This is a genomic window from Vibrio sp. SCSIO 43135, assembly GCF_023716665.1.
GTDB lineage: Bacteria > Pseudomonadota > Gammaproteobacteria > Enterobacterales > Vibrionaceae > Vibrio > Vibrio paucivorans.
In genome coordinates this window covers 2,609,838-2,628,641 of the sequence record NZ_CP071859.1, presented here as the reverse complement: position 1 = coordinate 2,628,641, position 18,804 = coordinate 2,609,838, and the positions used below count along the sequence as shown (strand labels likewise).

Genomic DNA, 18,804 nt, shown 5'->3' with positions numbered 1-18,804 from the left:
CTCAGCTTGAAGTAGTTAATATTGCGCTAATATGGCTAGCTATTATCTTGCCTATCTAGGAAGCCTTTAAAGTCTTCTTCGTAGATATTGAACAGTACCATGGTTACCGCAAAGATCAGTGGGCCATAGATCAAACCAATCAAACCGAAGAACTGGATGCCCCCAAGTAGTGAGAAGAAAATCATGAGGGTGTTCATGCCAGCGCTACCTTGCATCAACAGAGGTCGTAAGATGTTGTCAATTGAACCAACAATCGCGATACACCATACAGCGAGGAAGATAGCCCAAGTTGTATCACCGATTAAGAACAGATAAATCGTTGCTGGAATCCATATTAACGCGGTACCGACGACAGGAATAAATGAGGCAAAGCCCATCATCGTGCCCCAGAATAACCCGGGGAAACCGGCTAACCACATACCAATACCGCCGGCAAAACCTTGGGCGATAGCCGTCAAAAATGAGCCCATTACTGCGGATTTAGACACTTGCTCGATCTCATTTAGAAGGCGGTCTTCTTGGCTGCGAGATAGGGGCAGGATATGGCGAATAGAGGAGATGATTTTGTCGTGATCTCTTAGTAGGAAAAACAACACAAATAGCATCAAGAAGAAGTTCATCAAAAAGCTGGTGGCATCACCCAGGATTTTGGCACTGATGCTGACGATGTTTGCGCCGAATGATGTGGCGAACTGTCCCACTTTTTGTGCGATTTCCTGCGGGGTGATTTCTTCGAATGGTAGATAGCTATTGGCGAATGCAAGTGCTTTTACTACTAGAGGATGGTCTAGGACGGTTTGAATACCGCCATGCGTACCCCATTGATAGACATTTTGTGAGAAGACTGACCCTTGTTGAACGATAGCGGTAAAGACGAACAGTAAAGGGATGACGATGATGAAAGTAAGAATAAGGCAAGATAAAAACGAGACGAAGTTTCTATGCTTGGGCATTTTTGTTTCGAGCCATTCGTGGATCGGGAACATGAGCAACGAGATGATAAATGCCATTACAATTGAGTTCACGTACGGAGCAATAAGTAAATAGCAGGCGAACGCGGCGGCGATCAGGGCGACGACCAGTACCCAATGATTAGACGTTATTTTGGCTTTATTTGGCACGATTACAGTCCAAGGTTTATGCATATGGGGATATAATGACCGCAAAACAGTGCGTTATCAATGGAGAGTTAGGCGAATGGGGTGCTGCAATAATGAAAACTGCTCAGAAAAGCAGACGAAGCATATCAAGAAAATACCGTGGTTTCGTTTAGTATTAATTGGGCTTATTGGTTTGGTAGTTGTTTACTGGCGATAGATGTTACAAAAACAAAAAGGCTGCCAGTTGGCAGCCTTTTTACAATCTCGCTGGTTATGCTTCTTGCGCGATAATTGCAAAACAGCGGTCCGCTGCTTCTAGAGTTGCTTCTAGTTCTTTAGAACCATGAGCCAAAGATAGGAAGCTAGCCTCAAATGCCGAAGGAGCTAGGTATACACCGTGATCGATCATCAAGTGGAAGAAACGCTTGAATCGCTCCAAATCACACTTCGTGACGTCTTCGTAACAAGTAATCTCTGTTTGCTCTGTAAAGAAGAAGCCGAACATGCCACCCACTTGGTTAACCGCTAATGGAATGCCGTGCTTATCAGCAAGAGATTTAAAGCCATCAGCTAGCTGCTTTGTCTTTGCTGCCAAGCGTTTTTCGTTGCCTTCTTCTTTTAGTAAGTTCAAGCATGCAAAGCCTGCGGCCATCGCAACAGGGTTGCCTGATAAAGTACCAGCTTGGTAGACAGGACCTGTTGGTGCTATATGCTGCATCACTTCTTTACGACCACCGAACGCACCTACTGGCATACCGCCACCAATTACTTTACCTAGTGTTGTTAGGTCTGGTGTGATGTTGTAGTGCGCTTGTGCGCCACCTAATGCTACGCGGAAACCTGTCATAACTTCATCAAAGATCAGTAGAGCACCTTCTTGGTCACAGATTTCTCGTAGGCCTTCATGGAAGCCTTCAACCGGTGGGATACAGTTCATGTTGCCAGCTACAGGTTCAACGATAATACAAGCGATTTCGTCTTTGTTTGCGGCGAAAAGCTCACGGACAGAGTCTAGGTCGTTGAACGTTGCTGTTAGAGTGTGTTTTGCAAAGTCAGTTGGTACACCAGGAGAACTTGGCTGGCCTAAGGTCAGTGCGCCAGAACCTGCTTTTACCAGTAAGCTATCAGCATGGCCGTGGTAACAACCTTCAAACTTAAGGATTTTGTCTCGGCCTGTGAAACCACGAGCCAGACGGATTGCACTCATCGTTGCTTCTGTACCAGAGCTCACCATGCGCAGTTGTTCCATAGATGGTACCAGCTCAGAAACGAGCTCAGCCATCTTGATTTCCATTTCAGTTGGAGCACCGAAGCTCAAACCACGCTGAGCTGCTTCAATAACAGCGTCGCGAATTACTGCGTGGTTATGGCCTAAAATCATTGGCCCCCATGAACCTACATAGTCGATGTACGCTTTACCATCAGCATCAAAAATCAACGGGCCATCAGCTCGTTCTACAAAGATTGGTGAACCACCGACGCCATTAAAAGCACGAACAGGGGAGTTAACGCCGCCTGGAATGGTTTGCTGTGCTTTTTGATATAACTCTGATGATTTGGTCATGGATACATCCTCTTTTGATTATTTAGGACCAATTTGCCTCGCATTGTACCTATCGTCGGTTGAACTAGAAATCTTTTGCTGAATTTTCTGCTCTTTTTCACATCTTCCAAGCGCTTTTGAGCTGTAAAGTAACGGAAACAGCGATTCATGATGGTGAATACTTGAACGGTTAAGTCAGGTATTGGATAATCACTCTATTATCAAAAAAGATACATCCACCGAATTTTGATTTACTCCATAATCGAGCGAGTGGATATTTACACGAGTGAGAGAGGTCGTCGTGAGCGAAGTAAATGTACCATTATCCTTTTCTGACGCAGCAGCAACACGCGTAAAAGCGCTTATCGCTGAAGAAGAAAATCCAGCACTAAAACTACGAGTTTACATCACGGGCGGTGGCTGCAGCGGTTTCCAATATGGTTTTACGTTCGATGAGAGCGTGAACGAAGGCGATACTGAAATTGAAAACAGTGGCGTTACTTTGGTTGTTGATCCAATGAGCCTGCAATACCTAATGGGTGGCATGGTTGATTACACAGAAGGCCTTGAAGGCGCTCGCTTCTTTGTAAACAACCCGAATGCAACAACAACTTGTGGGTGTGGTGCTTCATTTAGTGTTTAATATGAATGCATGACATGCAGTTAGATCATTGATCTAACTGCATAAACTTACGTATTAGGATGTTACGTAAGTAAAATATAAGGATGTTATATGCCAAGATTACGCGTAGTTGGTTTCGCTGCTCAGCGGCCATGGCTTGTTTCTCTGTTTCTCCTTCTTGTTCTTATCATGTGGCTTGGGCTAGGTAGTCTCAAAGCTGAAGAATCTCTTCCAAAAAACAATCAAGAATCGATACCGCTTGCCAAAGTGGTGTTTCAGACCTTTATCGCCCAAAGTACCGAAAAGAAAATTGACCTTTATGGTCGTACAGCTCCAGACAAAAAGGCTCGGATTGGTGCAGAAATCGCTGGAAAAATTGAGCGCCTTGCTGTGCGTAAAGGCTCATCGATTAAAAAAGGCCAAGTCATTGCCTATATAGATAAAGGTGACCTAAACATTCAACTTCAACGTGCTGAAGCTATGTTGAAGGTTCGTGAGAAAGAGTTCAAAGCGGCGCAATCTTTAAAAAATAAAGGTCTTCAGGGGGAAGTGGCATTTGCCTCGGCTGAAGCATCTTTGGTAGAAGCGAAAGCGATGGTCAGCAATGTAAAAGTGGCTCTGCGTAATACTGAGGTGACTGCGCCATTTACCGGTATTGTTGATCACTTATTTATTGAAACTGGCGATTTTGTGGGGATTGGCGATCCCGTTGCGACTGTACTTGACCTCAATAAACTGGTGATTGAAGCCGATGTCAGTGAAAGGCATATTCAATACTTAACGCCAAATCAAGTGGCAGTAATTCGTTTTATCGATGGTGAAGAGGTAAGCGGTAAGCTGCGTTATATATCTCGTGTGTCGTCGATTTCTACCAATACTTTTCCAATTGAAATCGAAATCAACAACCCAAACCAAAAAATCCCTGCTGGGATCAGTGCGGAGGTTGAGCTTAGCTTGAAAAGCCAGCTTGCGGTAAAGGTTACTCCTGCGATGTTGGCTTTGGATGAAGTGGGCAACCTCGGGGTGAAAACTCTCAAGGACAACAAGGTTAGTTTCGTTCCTATTCAGCTAGTTAAAGCGGAAAAAGATGGGGTTTGGTTATCTGGTTTAGGTGAGCAGGTCGACATCATCACCGTGGGCCAAGGCTTTGTTCGCGATGGCGACTCGGTAATAGCGGTGAACCAGTCTCAGCAGTCTGACAAATAGGAGGCAGTATGTATTCAATCATTGATGCAGCGCTGTCTCGTACTCGTACGATGATCAGCTTACTGATATTGATTTTAATTGCCGGAGTCGGTACTTATCTGACCATACCGAAAGAGTCCAGCCCTGATATTACTATCCCAATCATCTATGTTTCGGTAGGGCACCAAGGTATTTCGCCTAGCGACGCGGAGCGTCTTTTAGTGCGCCCAATCGAGCAAGAACTTCGCTCTATTGAAGGTGTAAAAGAGATGACATCGACGGCTGCTGAAGGGCATGCCTCGGTGATGTTGGAGTTTAGTGTCGGAATGGACCTTAGTCGTGCAATGGCTGATGTGCGAGATGCGGTTGATCTGGCAAAACCGAAACTGCCGGCAGACAGTGATGAACCAACGGTGAATGAAGTGACGTTGGCATCGGAAGAGCCTGCTTTATCGGTCGTTTTGTACGGTACTGTGCCAGAAAGAACGATTGTTCAAATTGCTCGCCAGCTGCGCGATAAATTAGAAAGTTACCGCCAAGTATTGGAAGTCGATATTGCTGGTGATCGAGAAGACATTGTTGAGATCATTGTCGATCCATTACTGATGGAGAGCTACGGCCTTGATCAAGGAGATATCTACAACCTGATCGCACTAAATAACCGAGTCGTCGCAGCGGGTTTTGTCGATACGGGCTATGGCCGGTTCTCGGTCAAAGTTCCTTCGGTTTTTGACTCGCTCAAAGATGTACTTGAATTGCCCGTCAAAGTGGATGGCAAGCAAGTGATTACCTTTGGGGATGTCGCAACGGTACGTCGTGCATTTCGCGATCCAGATAGCTTTGCTCGTTTAGATGGTAAATCGGCAGTGGTGCTGGATGTTAAAAAGCGTGCTGGCGAAAACATCATTGAAACCGTTGAGTTGGTCAAAGCGGTATTGGCGGAGGCGCAAAAACGCCCTGAATGGCCAAATAATCTGCTAGTTAAATACACTTATGATCAGTCGAAAGACGTTAAGATCATGCTCAATGACCTGCAAAACAATATCTTGTCTGCAATTATTTTGGTGGTCATTGTCATTATCGCCATCTTAGGCGTACGAACAGCTTTACTAGTCGGCATTTCTATCCCTGGCTCGTTCTTAACCGGTTTGCTTGTTCTGTCTCTATTCGGGTTAACCGTCAATATTGTAGTGTTGTTCTCACTGATTATGGCGGTGGGTATGCTGGTAGATGGAGCTATTGTAGTTACAGAGTTTGCCGACAGGCGAATGCAAGAAGGTACCCCACGCCGACAAGCGTATAGAGATGCTGCGAAACGCATGGCATGGCCTATCACAGCGTCGACAGCAACGACACTAGCCGCATTCGCTCCATTGTTGTTTTGGCCGGATATTACCGGCGAATTTATGAAGTATTTGCCGCTGACGCTGATAGCGACCCTGAGTGCTTCTTTGGTCATGGCACTACTGTTTGTTCCGGTATTGGGGGGGATGATTGGTAAGCCACAGAATGTGACTCCTCAAAGTCGCGCGCAAATGGTGGCTCTGCACGATGGGGATTTTGATAAGGCGACGGGCCTGACCAAGCTGTACTATCAGACTTTATCGGTTGCGATTAAACACCCGCTCAAAATACTGTTAGGGGCAATTTTGCTTGCTGTGGGCGTTGGCTTTACCTACGCAAAAGCAGGGTTAGGGGCTGAGTTCTTCCCTGAGGTAGACCCACCGTTCTTCACTGTAAAAGTTCGCTCCTACGGTGACCTTTCGATTAATGAAAAAGACGTCATTATGAGTGACATCGAACAGGTGATGCTCGGCCATGATGAGTTTGAAAGTGTTTATACCCGTACGGGGGGCGACGATGAAATTGGTCAAATTCAAATTACACCGGTCGATTGGCAGTACCGCCGTAAAGTAAAAGAGATCATTGAGGAATTAAAGCAGGAAACCAACAAGTTTGCTGGGGTTGAAATTGAGTATAAATTCCCAGATGCGGGCCCTCCGGTCGAGCATGATTTAGTGATAGAGATGTCTGCTCGCGTACCGGAACAGCTGGATTCAGCGTCTAAAATGGTGCGACATTGGGCGGATAATAACCCCGCCTTTACCAACATCAGTGACACTTCGAGTAAAGAGGGGATCGATTGGCAGATTGATATTCGTCGTGATGATGCTTCTCGTTTTTCTGCCGATGCTACTTTGGTTGGAAACACGGTTCAGTTCGTAACCAATGGCTTAAAAATTGGTGATTACCTGCCTGATGATGCTAATGAAGAAGTGGATATCTTGGTCCGCTATCCTGAAGACAAACGTGATATAGGCCGATTTGATCAGCTTAGAGTTAAAACGCCGGCGGGCTTAGTACCAATAACCAATTTTGCCCGAATCACTCCCGATCATAAGCAAGATACGATCAAGCGTATTGATGGTCACCGAGTGATTAACATTAAGGCTGATATGGAAGAAGGTTATAACTTAGCCTTAGAATTGCCAAAGATTGAGCAAGCTTTGTCTGAGCTGGGCTTACCTTCAGGAGTTGAGTTTAAAATCCGTGGTCAAAATGAAGAGCAGCAAAACTCATCTGCATTCTTGCAAAATGCTTTCATTGTTGCTTTGGCGGTCATGGCGCTTATCCTCATTACTCAGTTCAATAGCTTCTATCAAGCTTTCTTAATATTGAGTGCGGTACTGTTCTCTACTGTTGGCGTTTTCGCTGGTTTGTTAGTGTTCCAAAAACCGTTTGGCATAGTGATGTCTGGTATTGGCGTGATTGCGTTAGCGGGGATTGTCGTAAATAACAACATTGTATTGATCGACACGTATAACCAGCTGCTCAAGCGAGGATTAGATCGTCGTGAGGCTATTCTTCGAACTGGTGTTCAGCGTCTGAGGCCAGTACTACTGACAACAGTGACCACTATTTTGGGTTTAATGCCAATGGTATTGGAAATGAACATCGATTTGATTAACCAAAAAATCGAGTTTGGGGCACCAAGTACACAGTGGTGGTCTCAATTGGCAACGGCTGTTGCTGGCGGGCTTGCATTTGCGACCGTACTGACGTTAGTGCTGACACCATGTTTACTGATGCTGACTAAACGACATAAGCTCGAAGAAAACAATGGCGAAGCTATTGAAACCAGTTAGGTCGAAGAGCAGAAAAAAGCCCACGATGAGAATCGTGGGCTTTTTCGTATATGGATGCTAGTTACGAGCGTAAAGTAATTCGCCGTAGCGCTCTAGCTTGGCTAAGCGTATTTTTGCGTTAGCAATGAAGGTGGCCTTAGCTTTACCTGTTAGTGATTTCGACTGAGGTAGTTTGACCGTGCGAGCATTTTTATGTACTCCGTTAACTAGGAATTCATAATGCAAGTGAGGGCCCGTTACACGACCAGTGCCTCCCAATGTACCGATGGTTTGCCCTTGCTTAACTCGTTGACCTGTTTTCACCATGCGGCGCTGTAAGTGCAGGTACTTGGTCACGTAGGTATTACTGTGTCTGATGAAGACATAGTTACCGTTAAATTGGTTATAACTCGACTTTTGAACCACACCATCACCCGCAGCCCAAATAGGGGTGCCAACAGGGGCAGCGTAGTCAGTCCCTCGATGCGCACGAATTTTACCTGTTACTGGGTGCCTACGGCGTGGATTGAAGTTTGATGTTACACGACGAAAATCAACCGGAGAGCGCAAGAAAGCCTTTTTCATCGCTCGGCCATTTTCATCAAAATAGTTGCCCGTATTGTCATCAAGAATTGCGGTAAAGGTATCACCTTGGTTAACGAAGGTAGCAGCGATAATTTTGCCCCGCCCAATCACTTCACCCTCAACGACTTGTTCTTGGTACAACATCTTAAATTGATCGCCGCTGCGTATGTCCAAAGCAAAGTCGATATCCCAACCAAAGATCCCAGCCAGTTCCATAATTTGGTTAGCCGTTAAACCAGCGTTGACACCAGCATTCCAGAAGTTAGATGTAATCTCTGCTTCGGCGTAGTTGTACTGAAAAAACAGCTCTTTTTTATCCAGCTTGGAGCTAAACCCTTTGGCTGTCTTAGACACGACAAAGGTTTCGAATGCGCTCAACTTACGTTTTAGCTGGATTAAATCGTCATTTTCATCAAAACCGAATTCCAACACATCACCTGGGCGCAGACGCGTCAGTTGGCGTTCGATGTCGTTATTTGTGCTGGTGAGTTGATAAAGCAATCGAGAAGAAAGCCCAAGGCGCTGGAACAAAATCGCAGCACTTTCACCAGAGCCAACGGTATGCTTTTCCCAGCGCAAAGCAGCCGTTGGAGAAATAGAGGTTCCGGGTGACAAAGCTTCTGCATTGATGGTTAAAGGGTAATGGCGCCCAACTTCGAAGCGTTTTTTATCTGGTCGAAGATCTTTGGGGTCGGGTAGGAAAAACAGTGCAATGACAATTATCGCACTGAAAAAGGCGATAAATGCTCTGTGGACCCAAGGCAGTCGGGCGAAAATAGACAACATCTTAAACTTCGTTCTGAAAATATTAATAAAATAGCTAACTGTTTAGTCTAACTGGTTTCAAAAAACATCGCTATTCAAGTAAGATGGGCCATTATCATATTTTTGCCAAATCTGTGGGAGTGAACAAGAATGGCGAGCATTGAAGCAGCACTGGCTGAAATTAAGCGCGGTGTAGACGAGCTAATTCCTGAAGAAGAACTGATTGCTAAGCTGAAAGAGGGACGTCCTCTTCGCATCAAACTAGGTGCCGATCCAACAGCACCAGATATTCACCTAGGTCATACGGTTATCTTGAACAAGCTACGTGCTTTCCAAGAGCTAGGCCATGATGTGACTTTCCTAATCGGTGATTTCACCGGTATGGTTGGTGACCCAACAGGTAAGAACACTACTCGTCCACCACTGACTCGTGAAGACGTTTTGCGTAATGCTGAAACGTATAAAGAGCAAGTGTTCAAAATTCTTGATCCAGCAAAAACAAAGATTCAATTCAACTCTGAGTGGCTTTCTGAGCTTGGCGCAGAAGGTATGATTCGTCTTGCTGCTAACCAAACTGTTGCTCGTATGCTTGAACGTGATGACTTTAAAAAGCGTTACACAGGCGGCCAGCCAATTGCTATCCATGAGTTTATGTATCCACTCCTACAAGGTTATGACTCAGTAGCAATGGAAACAGACGTAGAGCTTGGTGGTACGGATCAGAAATTCAACCTACTAATGGGGCGTGAACTGCAAAAAGCTCACGGTCAGAAACCTCAGGTTGTGCTTACTATGCCTCTTCTTGTTGGCCTTGATGGCGAGAAGAAGATGTCTAAGTCTGCACACAACTACATTGGTGTAAGTGAAGCACCGAGCGAAATGTTCGGTAAGATCATGTCTATTTCTGATGATCTTATGTGGAGCTACTACGAGCTGTTATCTTTCCGTCCGCTAGAAGAGATTGCAGAGCTTAAAGCTGGTGTTGAAGCGGGTAAGAACCCACGTGACGTGAAAGTTGCGCTAGCGAAAGAGATCATCGCTCGCTTCCACTCTGAAGCCGATGCAGATGCTGCTGAACAAGAGTTCGTTAACCGTTTTGCGAAGAACCAGATCCCAGACGAAATGCCTGAATTTGAGTTTGATGCAGGTCTACCGGTGAGTAATCTTCTAAAAGAAGCAGGCCTATGCTCTTCTACTTCAGAAGCGATGCGTATGGTTAAGCAAGGCGCAGCTAAGATTGAAGGTGAGAAAGTCGCTGACTCGAAGTTTACTCCTGAAGCCGGCACATATGTATTCCAAGTGGGTAAACGTAAGTTTGCTCGAATTACGATTAAGTAATTTAAATATAAAAAGAAAAAGCGCCGTTATGGCGCTTTTTTTTCGCTTGTTTTAAAGCGAAGGATAAACCAAGTTTCGAATAAAAGTAGGGCTGCGATGGCATATTGCCAATGAGAGCCATAGGCGATGAAATAAAATACGCTGCCCATTGATAGCCAAATGAGCACCAAAGATTGTATTTTCTCTCTTCGTGTTAATCCGTCATTATTTTTAAGCCGTGTTGCAATTGGGCCAAGTCTTGGATGCTCTAATAGCCAAAGCTGAAACTTTGGTGATCCACAGCCGAAGCAGTATAGAGCGAGTAGAATAAAGGGAACGGTTGGAAGCAGCGGCACTGTAATACCAATAGACCCAAGAATGACACAGGTCCACCCAACGCACATATAGCCTTTACGTTTTATTTCTTGTCGTGTTCTTTTTGTATTCATAATGTGGGGTGTTATCTCTAGCCAAACAGAGAGTGACTACTCAAGTATTGGCTAGCATTACTCGAATTGGCAAATTATTAACAAAACTAAACACATTTTAGCTGTTCTAACTTGGCGCTTTTGTTAGAATACGCGCGCTGCTATTTGAGCAGTGTTTTTGGAGATAACTATGAACAATACCGACCATCCCCCTAGTATGAAGGGAGAAAAATAATCCGCTTCGGTATTGGCGATCTCCGCTCCTACCATTGCGGTAGGGCATCTTCTTTAGTTTTCCCTTTCTATTCTTTTTCTCCTTTAAAATTCTAGATTTTGACAGCAAGGCTACGTAGTGATTACGTAAGTTTTTGGTGCGTTATAGTGTCTATTTCTTGCTGTTTGATGGTCGTTACCTTTGCCAATCGGGAGATTCGCCATGACGGTAATGAGCAATAACTACATTGAAAATACGCCTCACTTTTCTCAAGAAGAGATCGGTGCGGCGCGTAATGCATTTTTGCAATACGAACACGAAAAACAAATTCAACTTCTGACAGTCATGCCAATTGAAGAGGCGGTGGCAATCTTACACCACTGCTCGGTGGGTTATGTGCAGCAATTGATCAGTCACTTGGAAAGTGAAGGCCATGACAAGCGCGCTCGTCACTATGCGCACCAGCTAGGTTTGATTCACTCGGAAGTAGAAACAGCGCAGGGCTATCTTACGACCAGTGTTATTGAACACGTTAAACAGAGAATTGGTTGGATCATAGCGCTAGCGTTATTGGGGATTGTTTCTGGACTGATCATCGCTCAGTACGAAGACACCCTCAGCCAGTTGGTTTTGCTAGCTGTATACATGCCTGTAATTGCAGCAGCTGGGGGGAATACGGGGACTCAGGCAGCAACGCTTGTAATTCGAGCGCTTGCTACCGGGGAACTGAAAAAACGGCAATGGATGCTGGTGTTATGGAAAGAGAGCCGAGTAGCAATCTGCTTAGCGTTTGCGATCGCCGTTGTGATGGTGGCGCGCATTCTAATGTTTAGCGATTCAAGCTCCGCTGGTGGTTTTGATATTGATACGATTGCGCTGGCGATTGCGGTGGCACTGTTCATTCAAGTAACAATTTCAACCACACTTGGGGGAGTGCTACCTATACTGGCTCGTGCATGCAAATTGGACCCAGCAGTGCTTGTGAGTCCAGTGCTCGCATCTATTGTCGATATATCGGGTATGTGGATCTATTTTACAGTAGTGAATTACTTCTTAGGCTTAGCCTGACTAAACTGAACCACATCTTGGTAGAACAAGGTTTCAAATTGAGTAATAGGAGCGACGACCGCAGGGCCGTCGCTCTTTTTGATTGGGTAGTAGTCAGTAACAAATTGAACAAACAGAGACTGTGGTTGGCCATTTTTATCTAACCCGTAACCAGCCATGTTATAGCTACCGTATAGCGATCCACTTTTGGCAATGATTTGGCCTTTAATTGGCGCCTTGCGCATGCTGCGTCGGTATTGCAAAGTGCCAGATTCACCTGATGTTGGCATCAGTTTAATCAAGCCAAGTTCCTTATCATGTTGCCAGATATAGCGCAGTACATGAGCCATGTCTTGAGGCGTTAAGCGGTTATTACGTGATAGCCCTGAACCATCAGCCATTTGGCTATGTTCAAGATTGATTGCTGTATTGGAGAAGATGATCTGTTTGATCGCTTCTGTGCCATTGCTAAAACTTCCCGCTTGAATATAAAAATGTGCACCAAGCGTTTTGGTTAGATTATCGGCAATCAAGTTATCCGATTTTTTCAACATCGTCTCAAGTAGTTGAGGAAGTTTAGGTGAGTAATGGGTAGCTAAAACTTGATTATCTGAAGATTCTGGTGAACCAACCTTTACTTCCCCCTTTAAAGCAATATCAAGTTTGTTCAATAACTTATACACCATACGCGTGCTGTATTGTGCAGGGTCTTGTACCGCGAATTTGAGCGGCAGCGGCTTGCTACGTTCTCTTAGGCAGCCATTAAGCTGGTAGTGGTTATTTGGTGACGTCAGTAGCTCTAAATCACATTGAGTGCTCTCTTGCTCGGTTTCGGTAACGGTACGAGCTTGAGTGGACACATGAATTGGGTACTGCTCTGGCACGTATACCCGGGTATGACCGTCTGTTTGAGTATAAATAGACGCTTGTACGCAGTTTTCGTCCAACGTGATCGCGCTGGCTGGTGCACTGTAACACACTCCTAAAATGTCCCAAGGCCAGCCCACACCTCTGTCGTAGCCAGTGAACTGGCTGTTATCAAGCCATAAATCCCCATCAATATGACTCACGCCTTTCTGCTTGGCTTGCGACAATAGCAGCTCTAGATCTTTAGTTTTCAGAGTAGGGTCACCATTAAAGCGTATTACTAAATCTTTGCCGGCTGCCTCTATAGAGGTCTCAAACTGAAACTCATCACCCAACTCTAATTTTGCTGCAAGTGCAGTGACCAGTTTTAGTGTGCTGGCTGGTGGAAACAGCTGCTGAGAAAGCTCGGGTTGTTGCTCTGGCTGCGGGGATGACAGGCTTTCTAGGATCAGGCTACTTCTCGTTCCAGTTGGCAGAGTATCTAAAGGTGAATAGGCGAAACTTACACTAGAAAATAGCGCTGCCAGAGAAACAAGTAGCTTGTGCATAGAAGAATCCGTAAGGGGAGCGGCAAGGCGTTGCGAGCTCATTATGAAACTGTGAACTCAGTATAAAGAGCGAAGCTCAATCGGGCTAGTCAGCAATGCATTTTATTGCAGAAAACAAAAAGGTCTAGCAATCGCTAGACCTTTAGTCATCAAGTTAAGAACAGAGGTTCGTCAACTGATTAGAAAGAGTATTTTAGACCGAAACGTAGAGTGTCTTCTGCGTCTTTAGCGCCTACAGAGCTTTCATCCATGTTGTTTAGCATGTATGCAACGTATGCGTTGATGTTCTTGTTGAACGCGTAGTCACCAGTAACTTCGAAGAAATCGCTTTGGTCTACAGTTTGGCCAACTACATCGTACTCAGTTTTTTGGTAAGCACCCATTAGAGTGAAGCCGTTACCGAAGCCGTAGGTTGCTGCAAATTCCATACCGTTGAAATCTGAGCTGTAACGGTCATCAGTTTCACCAGTAGTGTAAGTACCTGCTAGGTATAGAGAATCAAGTGTGTAGTTAATACCAGCAATGATTGCGTTGCTTGAGCCGTCGTTGTCGACATTGTCACCTGCAGAGTAACCAAGACCGAAGCCTAGACCCATAGGTAGTGTGTAGATACCAGAAATACCGTAGCTGTCTGAGCTATCTGAAGTGCCAGCAACGTAGTTAGCTTTAACAGTTAAAGCGTCGAAGTCACCAGTGTAAAGAATAGTATTGTTGATCTGCTCGTTACCTGCATCGATGAACTCTTTTTGAGCACCAGTAAAGGTAGTTACGTCAGACATTTGTGAGATTTGTACTGCTGCAGTATCTTGACGACCGAATGAAACTGCACCGAAGTCACCTTGTAGACCTGCAAACATGTAGCGCTGTTTGAAATCAGTTTCAGGATCGTTGCTACCATTAGAAACAACACCTTGTTCAGCTTCGTAGAAACCGAAACCGCTTAGTGAATCGTTGATTTGAGTAGTACCACCGATGTTTAGACGGAAACGGCTGTTATTAGCCATTGTACCTTCGATCTCTTCGCCACCGTTACCGATGAAGTCACCACGGAATTCCGCACGACCGCCGACGTTTAGTTCTGTGCCGTCTTGGCTGTATACGTTCGCTGCGCTTGCACCAGTTGATACTGCTGCAGCTGCCACTGCTAGAGCGATCAGAGTTTTGTTGTTCATTTTATAAGTCCTAATTTACTGTCCATAAATAGTTTTGCGAGGGATATCTCCTTTGCAGGCGCTATCCTCTTCTCATCACACGAATTAATCAAGTTTCATATGTAAGATTTATGTCAGAACTATGATTTATAAGACTAATTTCGGTGATGTTAGCCATTCAATTTCTACCGTAAAGTTCACTAATGAGTTAGTAAAATGATATAAATCAGACTTATGAACAGTGTTTTATTGGGTGGGTAAAAATATCAAGTGTTTGATTTTAAATGGCTTGTATTCATTGTTGATAATAGGGGTAATAGCGCAAGGTTTATCTTTTTTTAGGTGAAATATGTTTCTTATCGTACTTGTGCTCCTAGGGTACTGTTTGCTTTGTAGTCAGAGGCGGTTTTTAGGTCGGAATATTTTGAATTAAGATCACGTGAGATTAATTTGAGTGATTTAGACGCCAACATTGTTTACACTAAACCAAATCGATAAGCGAATAAGCTACCTAATCTGAGTATTGGGTGGTTTTATATTGTCCAAATCGTTCCAATATTGAAAGTGGAACGTTGGCATAGAGGTATAAAATGGAAAAAGTTCCAATGACTGTTCGTGGCGCACAACTGTTGCGTGATGAATTAGACCGACTACTAAAACTTCGCCCACAAATCTCAGAAGCTATTGCTGAAGCGCGTGAACTGGGTGACTTAAAAGAGAATGCGGAATATCACGCAGCGCGTGAAGAGCAAGGTATTTGTGAAGCGCAAATCCGTGATATCGAATACAAGCTTTCTGTAGCTCAGATCATCGACGTTAGCCAAATGGAAAACTCAGGTAAAGTTATCTTCGGTACTACAGTGACCCTGATCGATGTCGATACTGATGAAGAAAAAACTTACCAAATCGTTGGCGACGATGAAGCTGACATTAAGTCTGGTCGTATTTCGGTGAGCTCACCAATTGCACGTGGCTTGATCGGAAAAATGGAAGGTGACGAAGTCGTTATTTCTACCCCTGGCGGTGACAAAGACTTTGAAATCGACAAAGTAGAATACAAGTAATCGAAAGCAGGCTGCTAAATCAGCCATTCGGTGTTGTTAGAAATTAAAAAGGTCGCTATTGCGACCTTTTTTACCATTTGGAAAGCGAAAGCTTACTTGCGTGGAAGCTCGATCTTACGTTGCTCAGACTGGCGGTATAGTACCAGTACTTTTCCGATGGTTTGCACTTTCTCTGCTTTAGTTTCACGAACAATAGCATCAATAATCAATAGCTTAGTTTCGCGATCTTCAGATGCGACTTTGATTTTGATTAGCTCATGGTGATCGAGTGCGATTTCGATTTCCGCTAGAACAGCTTCAGTTAGTCCATTTGCGCCCATAAGCACTACAGGTTTTAAACTGTGCGCTAGGCCTTTTAGATGCTGCTTTTGTTTGGTGCTTAGGTTCATTACGCGGCCAATTTTATTTACTATTAGGGTTGAAAAATACCATTTTAACGCCATCTATCTCGGAAGACTATATTTTCTACCATACTTTATCGGGTAGAGGCGTTTTAGTTAGGAATCGAATGAGTAAACAGAAACACTCGGCCAGCTCTGGACGCTGGTTGAAAGAACATTTTGATGATAAATACGCGAATGAAGCGAGAAAGAAAGGCTATCGTTCACGTGCTTATTTCAAAATGGAAGAAATCCAAAGTAAAGACAAACTGTTAGCTCCAGGAATGACAGTTGTCGATTTGGGAGCTGCGCCAGGGGGATGGTCTCAATATGCTGCTAAAGTAATAGGGGAAAGCGGACAAATCATCGCGTGTGATTTACTGCCGATGGACCCGATTGCTGGAGTCAGTTTCTTGCAAGGGGATTTTCGTGAAGAATCGGTTCTTGATGCATTACTTGAGCGAATCCAACCAAACATGGTCGATGTTGTGATGTCAGACATGGCGCCTAACATTGCAGGTAACTCTTCGGTAGACCAACCTCGTGCTATGTACTTGGTTGAACTAGCATTAGATATGTGTCGACAAGTTCTGGCACCTAATGGTAGCTTTGTGGTTAAAGTTTTCCAAGGTGAAGGCTTCGACCAATATGTCAAAGAAGTACGTGACATGTTTAAAGTCGTGAAAATTAGAAAACCAGACTCCTCAAGGGCTCGCTCAAGAGAAGTTTTCATTGTAGCCTCTGGTTACAAAGGCTAACTATTTTGCTGTAAATAGCAAAAGTTAACACTATAGCTACAGGTTACAAACTGTAGTACCCTACCTTTAATTACAATTAGTTATCGCGAGGCTTACACCTTGAGTGACATGGCAAAAAATTTAATTCTGTGGCTTGTTATCGCTGTAGTTTTGATGTCAGTTTTCCAGAGCTTTGGCCCTGGAGAAAACAACGGCAGAGCAGTTGATTACACCACGTTTGTACAGGAAGTTGGCAACGGCCAGATTCAAGAAGCAACGTTTAAAGGTGAGGAAATCACTTTTATCCGTCGTGGCGGTGGCGCCAAGGCAGTCACTTACATGCCTGTTTATGATCAGAAGCTACTTGATGATCTGATCAACCAGAATGTAAAAGTTCAAGGTACACCACCTGAAGAACAAAGCCTGCTAGGCACTATCTTCATTTCGTGGTTCCCAATGATCTTACTGATCGGTGTGTGGATTTTCTTCATGCGTCAGATGCAAGGCGGTGGCGGTAAAGGCGCTATGTCTTTCGGTAAGAGCAAAGCTCGTATGATGAGCGAAGAACAAATCAAAACCACGTTTGCAGATGTAGCGGGTTGTGATGAAGCTAAAGAAGATGTGAAAGAGCTGGTGGATTACCTACGTGACCCTAGCCGTTTCCAAAAGCTTGGCGGTAAGATCCCAACTGGTGTTCTTATGGTTGGTCCACCTGGTACTGGTAAAACGTTACTTGCTAAGGCGATCGCTGGTGAAGCAAAAGTACCGTTTTTCACAATCTCGGGTTCTGACTTCGTAGAAATGTTTGTAGGTGTTGGTGCATCTCGTGTACGTGACATGTTCGAACAAGCGAAAAAAGCAGCGCCTTGTATCATCTTTATCGATGAGATTGATGCAGTAGGTCGTCAGCGTGGTGCTGGTGTTGGTGGTGGTCACGACGAACGTGAGCAAACCCTTAACCAAATGCTCGTTGAAATGGATGGTTTTGAAGGTAATGAAGGTATTATCGTTATCGCTGCAACTAACCGTCCAGATGTACTTGACCCTGCTCTATTGCGTCCGGGCCGTTTTGACCGCCAAGTTGTTGTTGGTCTACCAGATGTGCGTGGTCGTGAACAGATTCTTAAAGTACACATGCGCAAAGTGCCTCTTGCAGGTGATGTAGAGCCTTCTCTAATTGCTCGTGGTACTCCAGGCTTCTCTGGTGCTGATCTTGCAAACTTAGTAAACGAAGCCGCACTATTTGCTGCTCGTGGCAACAAGCGCAACGTTTCTATGGTTGAGTTCGAACTGGCGAAAGACAAGATCATGATGGGTGCAGAACGTCGCTCTATGGTTATGTCTGAAGAGACCAAAGAATCGACGGCGTACCATGAAGCGGGTCACGCGATTGTTGGTCGTTTGGTGCCTGAGCATGATCCAGTGTATAAAGTGTCTATCATTCCACGTGGCCGTGCGCTAGGTGTGACTATGTACTTGCCAGAGCAAGACCGTGTGAGTATGTCTCGCCAACACCTTGAATCTATGGTTTCAAGCCTTTACGGCGGCCGTTTAGCTGAAGAGCTTATCTACGGTGCTGATAAAGTGTCGACTGGTGCATCTAACGATATTGAACGTGCAACTGATATTGCGCGTAAGATGGTTACTCAGTGGGGCTTCTCTGAAAAACTTGGTCCTCTTTTGTATGCAGAAGAAGAAGGTGAAGTATTCCTAGGCCGTAGCGTGACTCAGACTAAACATATGTCTGATGACACAGCTAAGTTGATTGATGATGAAGTCCGTAAGATCATTGACCGCAACTACGACCGTGCTAAGCAGATCCTTGAAGATAACATGGATATCATGCACGCGATGAAAGATGCGTTAATGAAGTACGAAACCATCGATGCTGGTCAGATTGATGACCTGATGGAACGTAAAACGGACATTCGCGAGCCAGCCGGCTGGGGAGAGCAATCTCAACCGAAAGCGGAAGAAGCGAAGCCGGAATCTGATTCTGTAGAATCGAAACAGTCTGACGAGAAAAAAGCGGAGCCTAAAGCTGAGCAAGCTGAACAAAAGGCAGAAGTAAGCTCTGAAGAAGCAGCGGACAAGAAAGACGCTGAGTAAACGCTAGCTTAACCAAT

General features: G+C 44.8%; 15 protein-coding genes. 8 read left to right on the top strand and 7 right to left on the bottom strand.

Going from position 1 to position 18,804, the window contains the following annotated elements:
- Positions 1-35: 35 nt before the first annotated feature.
- Together J4N42_RS11690 and hemL are read right to left on the bottom strand one after the other, a co-directional pair.
- A complete protein-coding gene (locus J4N42_RS11690; RefSeq protein WP_252028151.1) occupies positions 36-1,121 on the bottom strand; it encodes an AI-2E family transporter in 1,086 nt (361 codons plus the stop codon).
- Positions 1,122-1,371: 250 nt separating this feature from the next.
- Positions 1,372-2,664: a glutamate-1-semialdehyde 2,1-aminomutase gene (hemL, locus tag J4N42_RS11685; protein WP_252028149.1), complete on the bottom strand. Its 1,293-nt coding sequence runs from the start codon at positions 2,662-2,664 to the stop codon at positions 1,372-1,374.
- A gap of 280 nt (positions 2,665-2,944) precedes the next feature.
- On the opposite strand from hemL, the gene erpA reads away from it, so the two are divergent.
- From erpA to J4N42_RS11670, 3 genes are all read left to right on the top strand, one after another.
- On the top strand, positions 2,945-3,286 hold the full coding sequence (gene erpA / locus J4N42_RS11680; protein ID WP_252028147.1) for an iron-sulfur cluster insertion protein ErpA: 342 nt from the start codon (positions 2,945-2,947) through the stop codon (positions 3,284-3,286).
- 90 nt (positions 3,287-3,376) lie between these two features.
- Positions 3,377-4,471 (top strand): efflux RND transporter periplasmic adaptor subunit, encoded by a 1,095-nt coding sequence (locus tag J4N42_RS11675; protein WP_252028145.1) that lies wholly within the window; start codon positions 3,377-3,379, stop codon positions 4,469-4,471.
- Positions 4,472-4,479: 8 nt separating this feature from the next.
- Positions 4,480-7,596, top strand: a complete 3,117-nt coding sequence (locus tag J4N42_RS11670; protein WP_252028143.1) for an efflux RND transporter permease subunit — start codon at positions 4,480-4,482, stop codon at positions 7,594-7,596.
- 57 nt (positions 7,597-7,653) lie between these two features.
- On the opposite strand, the gene shyC is transcribed toward J4N42_RS11670, so the two are convergent.
- Positions 7,654-8,946, bottom strand: a complete 1,293-nt coding sequence (shyC, locus tag J4N42_RS11665) for a peptidoglycan DD-endopeptidase ShyC (protein ID WP_252028141.1) — start codon at positions 8,944-8,946, stop codon at positions 7,654-7,656.
- A 129-nt stretch (positions 8,947-9,075) separates the two neighbouring features.
- Between shyC and tyrS the strand changes: the two genes are divergently transcribed.
- Positions 9,076-10,263 (top strand): tyrosine--tRNA ligase, encoded by a 1,188-nt coding sequence (tyrS, locus tag J4N42_RS11660; protein ID WP_252028139.1) that lies wholly within the window; start codon positions 9,076-9,078, stop codon positions 10,261-10,263.
- A gap of 26 nt (positions 10,264-10,289) precedes the next feature.
- Here tyrS and J4N42_RS11655 read toward each other — a convergent pair whose 3' ends face one another.
- Positions 10,290-10,691, bottom strand: coding sequence for a YbaN family protein (locus J4N42_RS11655; protein WP_252028138.1), 402 nt, complete (start codon positions 10,689-10,691; stop codon positions 10,290-10,292).
- Between the two features lie 415 nt (positions 10,692-11,106).
- On the opposite strand from J4N42_RS11655, the gene J4N42_RS11650 reads away from it, so the two are divergent.
- Positions 11,107-11,952, top strand: a complete 846-nt coding sequence (locus J4N42_RS11650; RefSeq protein ID WP_252028136.1) for a magnesium transporter — start codon at positions 11,107-11,109, stop codon at positions 11,950-11,952.
- Here the strand turns inward: J4N42_RS11650 and dacB are convergent.
- Entirely contained in the window at positions 11,931-13,346 is a 1,416-nt protein-coding gene (gene dacB / locus J4N42_RS11645; protein WP_252028134.1) for a serine-type D-Ala-D-Ala carboxypeptidase, read from the bottom strand. The two genes, J4N42_RS11650 and dacB, sit on opposite strands and share 22 nt — an antisense overlap.
- Positions 13,347-13,525: 179 nt before the next feature.
- A complete protein-coding gene (locus tag J4N42_RS11640) occupies positions 13,526-14,518 on the bottom strand; it encodes a porin (protein ID WP_252028132.1) in 993 nt (330 codons plus the stop codon).
- Between the two features lie 569 nt (positions 14,519-15,087).
- On the opposite strand from J4N42_RS11640, the gene greA reads away from it, so the two are divergent.
- Entirely contained in the window at positions 15,088-15,561 is a 474-nt protein-coding gene (gene greA, locus J4N42_RS11635) for a transcription elongation factor GreA (RefSeq protein WP_252028130.1), read from the top strand.
- A 92-nt stretch (positions 15,562-15,653) separates the two neighbouring features.
- Here greA and yhbY read toward each other — a convergent pair whose 3' ends face one another.
- Positions 15,654-15,950: a ribosome assembly RNA-binding protein YhbY gene (yhbY, locus tag J4N42_RS11630; protein ID WP_252028128.1), complete on the bottom strand. Its 297-nt coding sequence runs from the start codon at positions 15,948-15,950 to the stop codon at positions 15,654-15,656.
- Positions 15,951-16,069: 119 nt separating this feature from the next.
- Here yhbY and rlmE point away from each other — a divergent pair, with 119 nt between their 5' ends.
- The gene (gene rlmE / locus J4N42_RS11625; RefSeq protein WP_252028126.1) at positions 16,070-16,699 is read left to right on the top strand and encodes a 23S rRNA (uridine(2552)-2'-O)-methyltransferase RlmE; all 630 of its coding nucleotides are present in this window, start codon (positions 16,070-16,072) and stop codon (positions 16,697-16,699) included.
- 108 nt (positions 16,700-16,807) lie between these two features.
- Positions 16,808-18,787 carry an ATP-dependent zinc metalloprotease FtsH gene (gene ftsH / locus J4N42_RS11620; protein WP_252028124.1) on the top strand — a complete coding sequence of 660 codons (1,980 nt, stop codon included), beginning with the start codon at positions 16,808-16,810 and terminating at the stop codon, positions 18,785-18,787.
- Positions 18,788-18,804 lie beyond the last annotated feature (17 nt).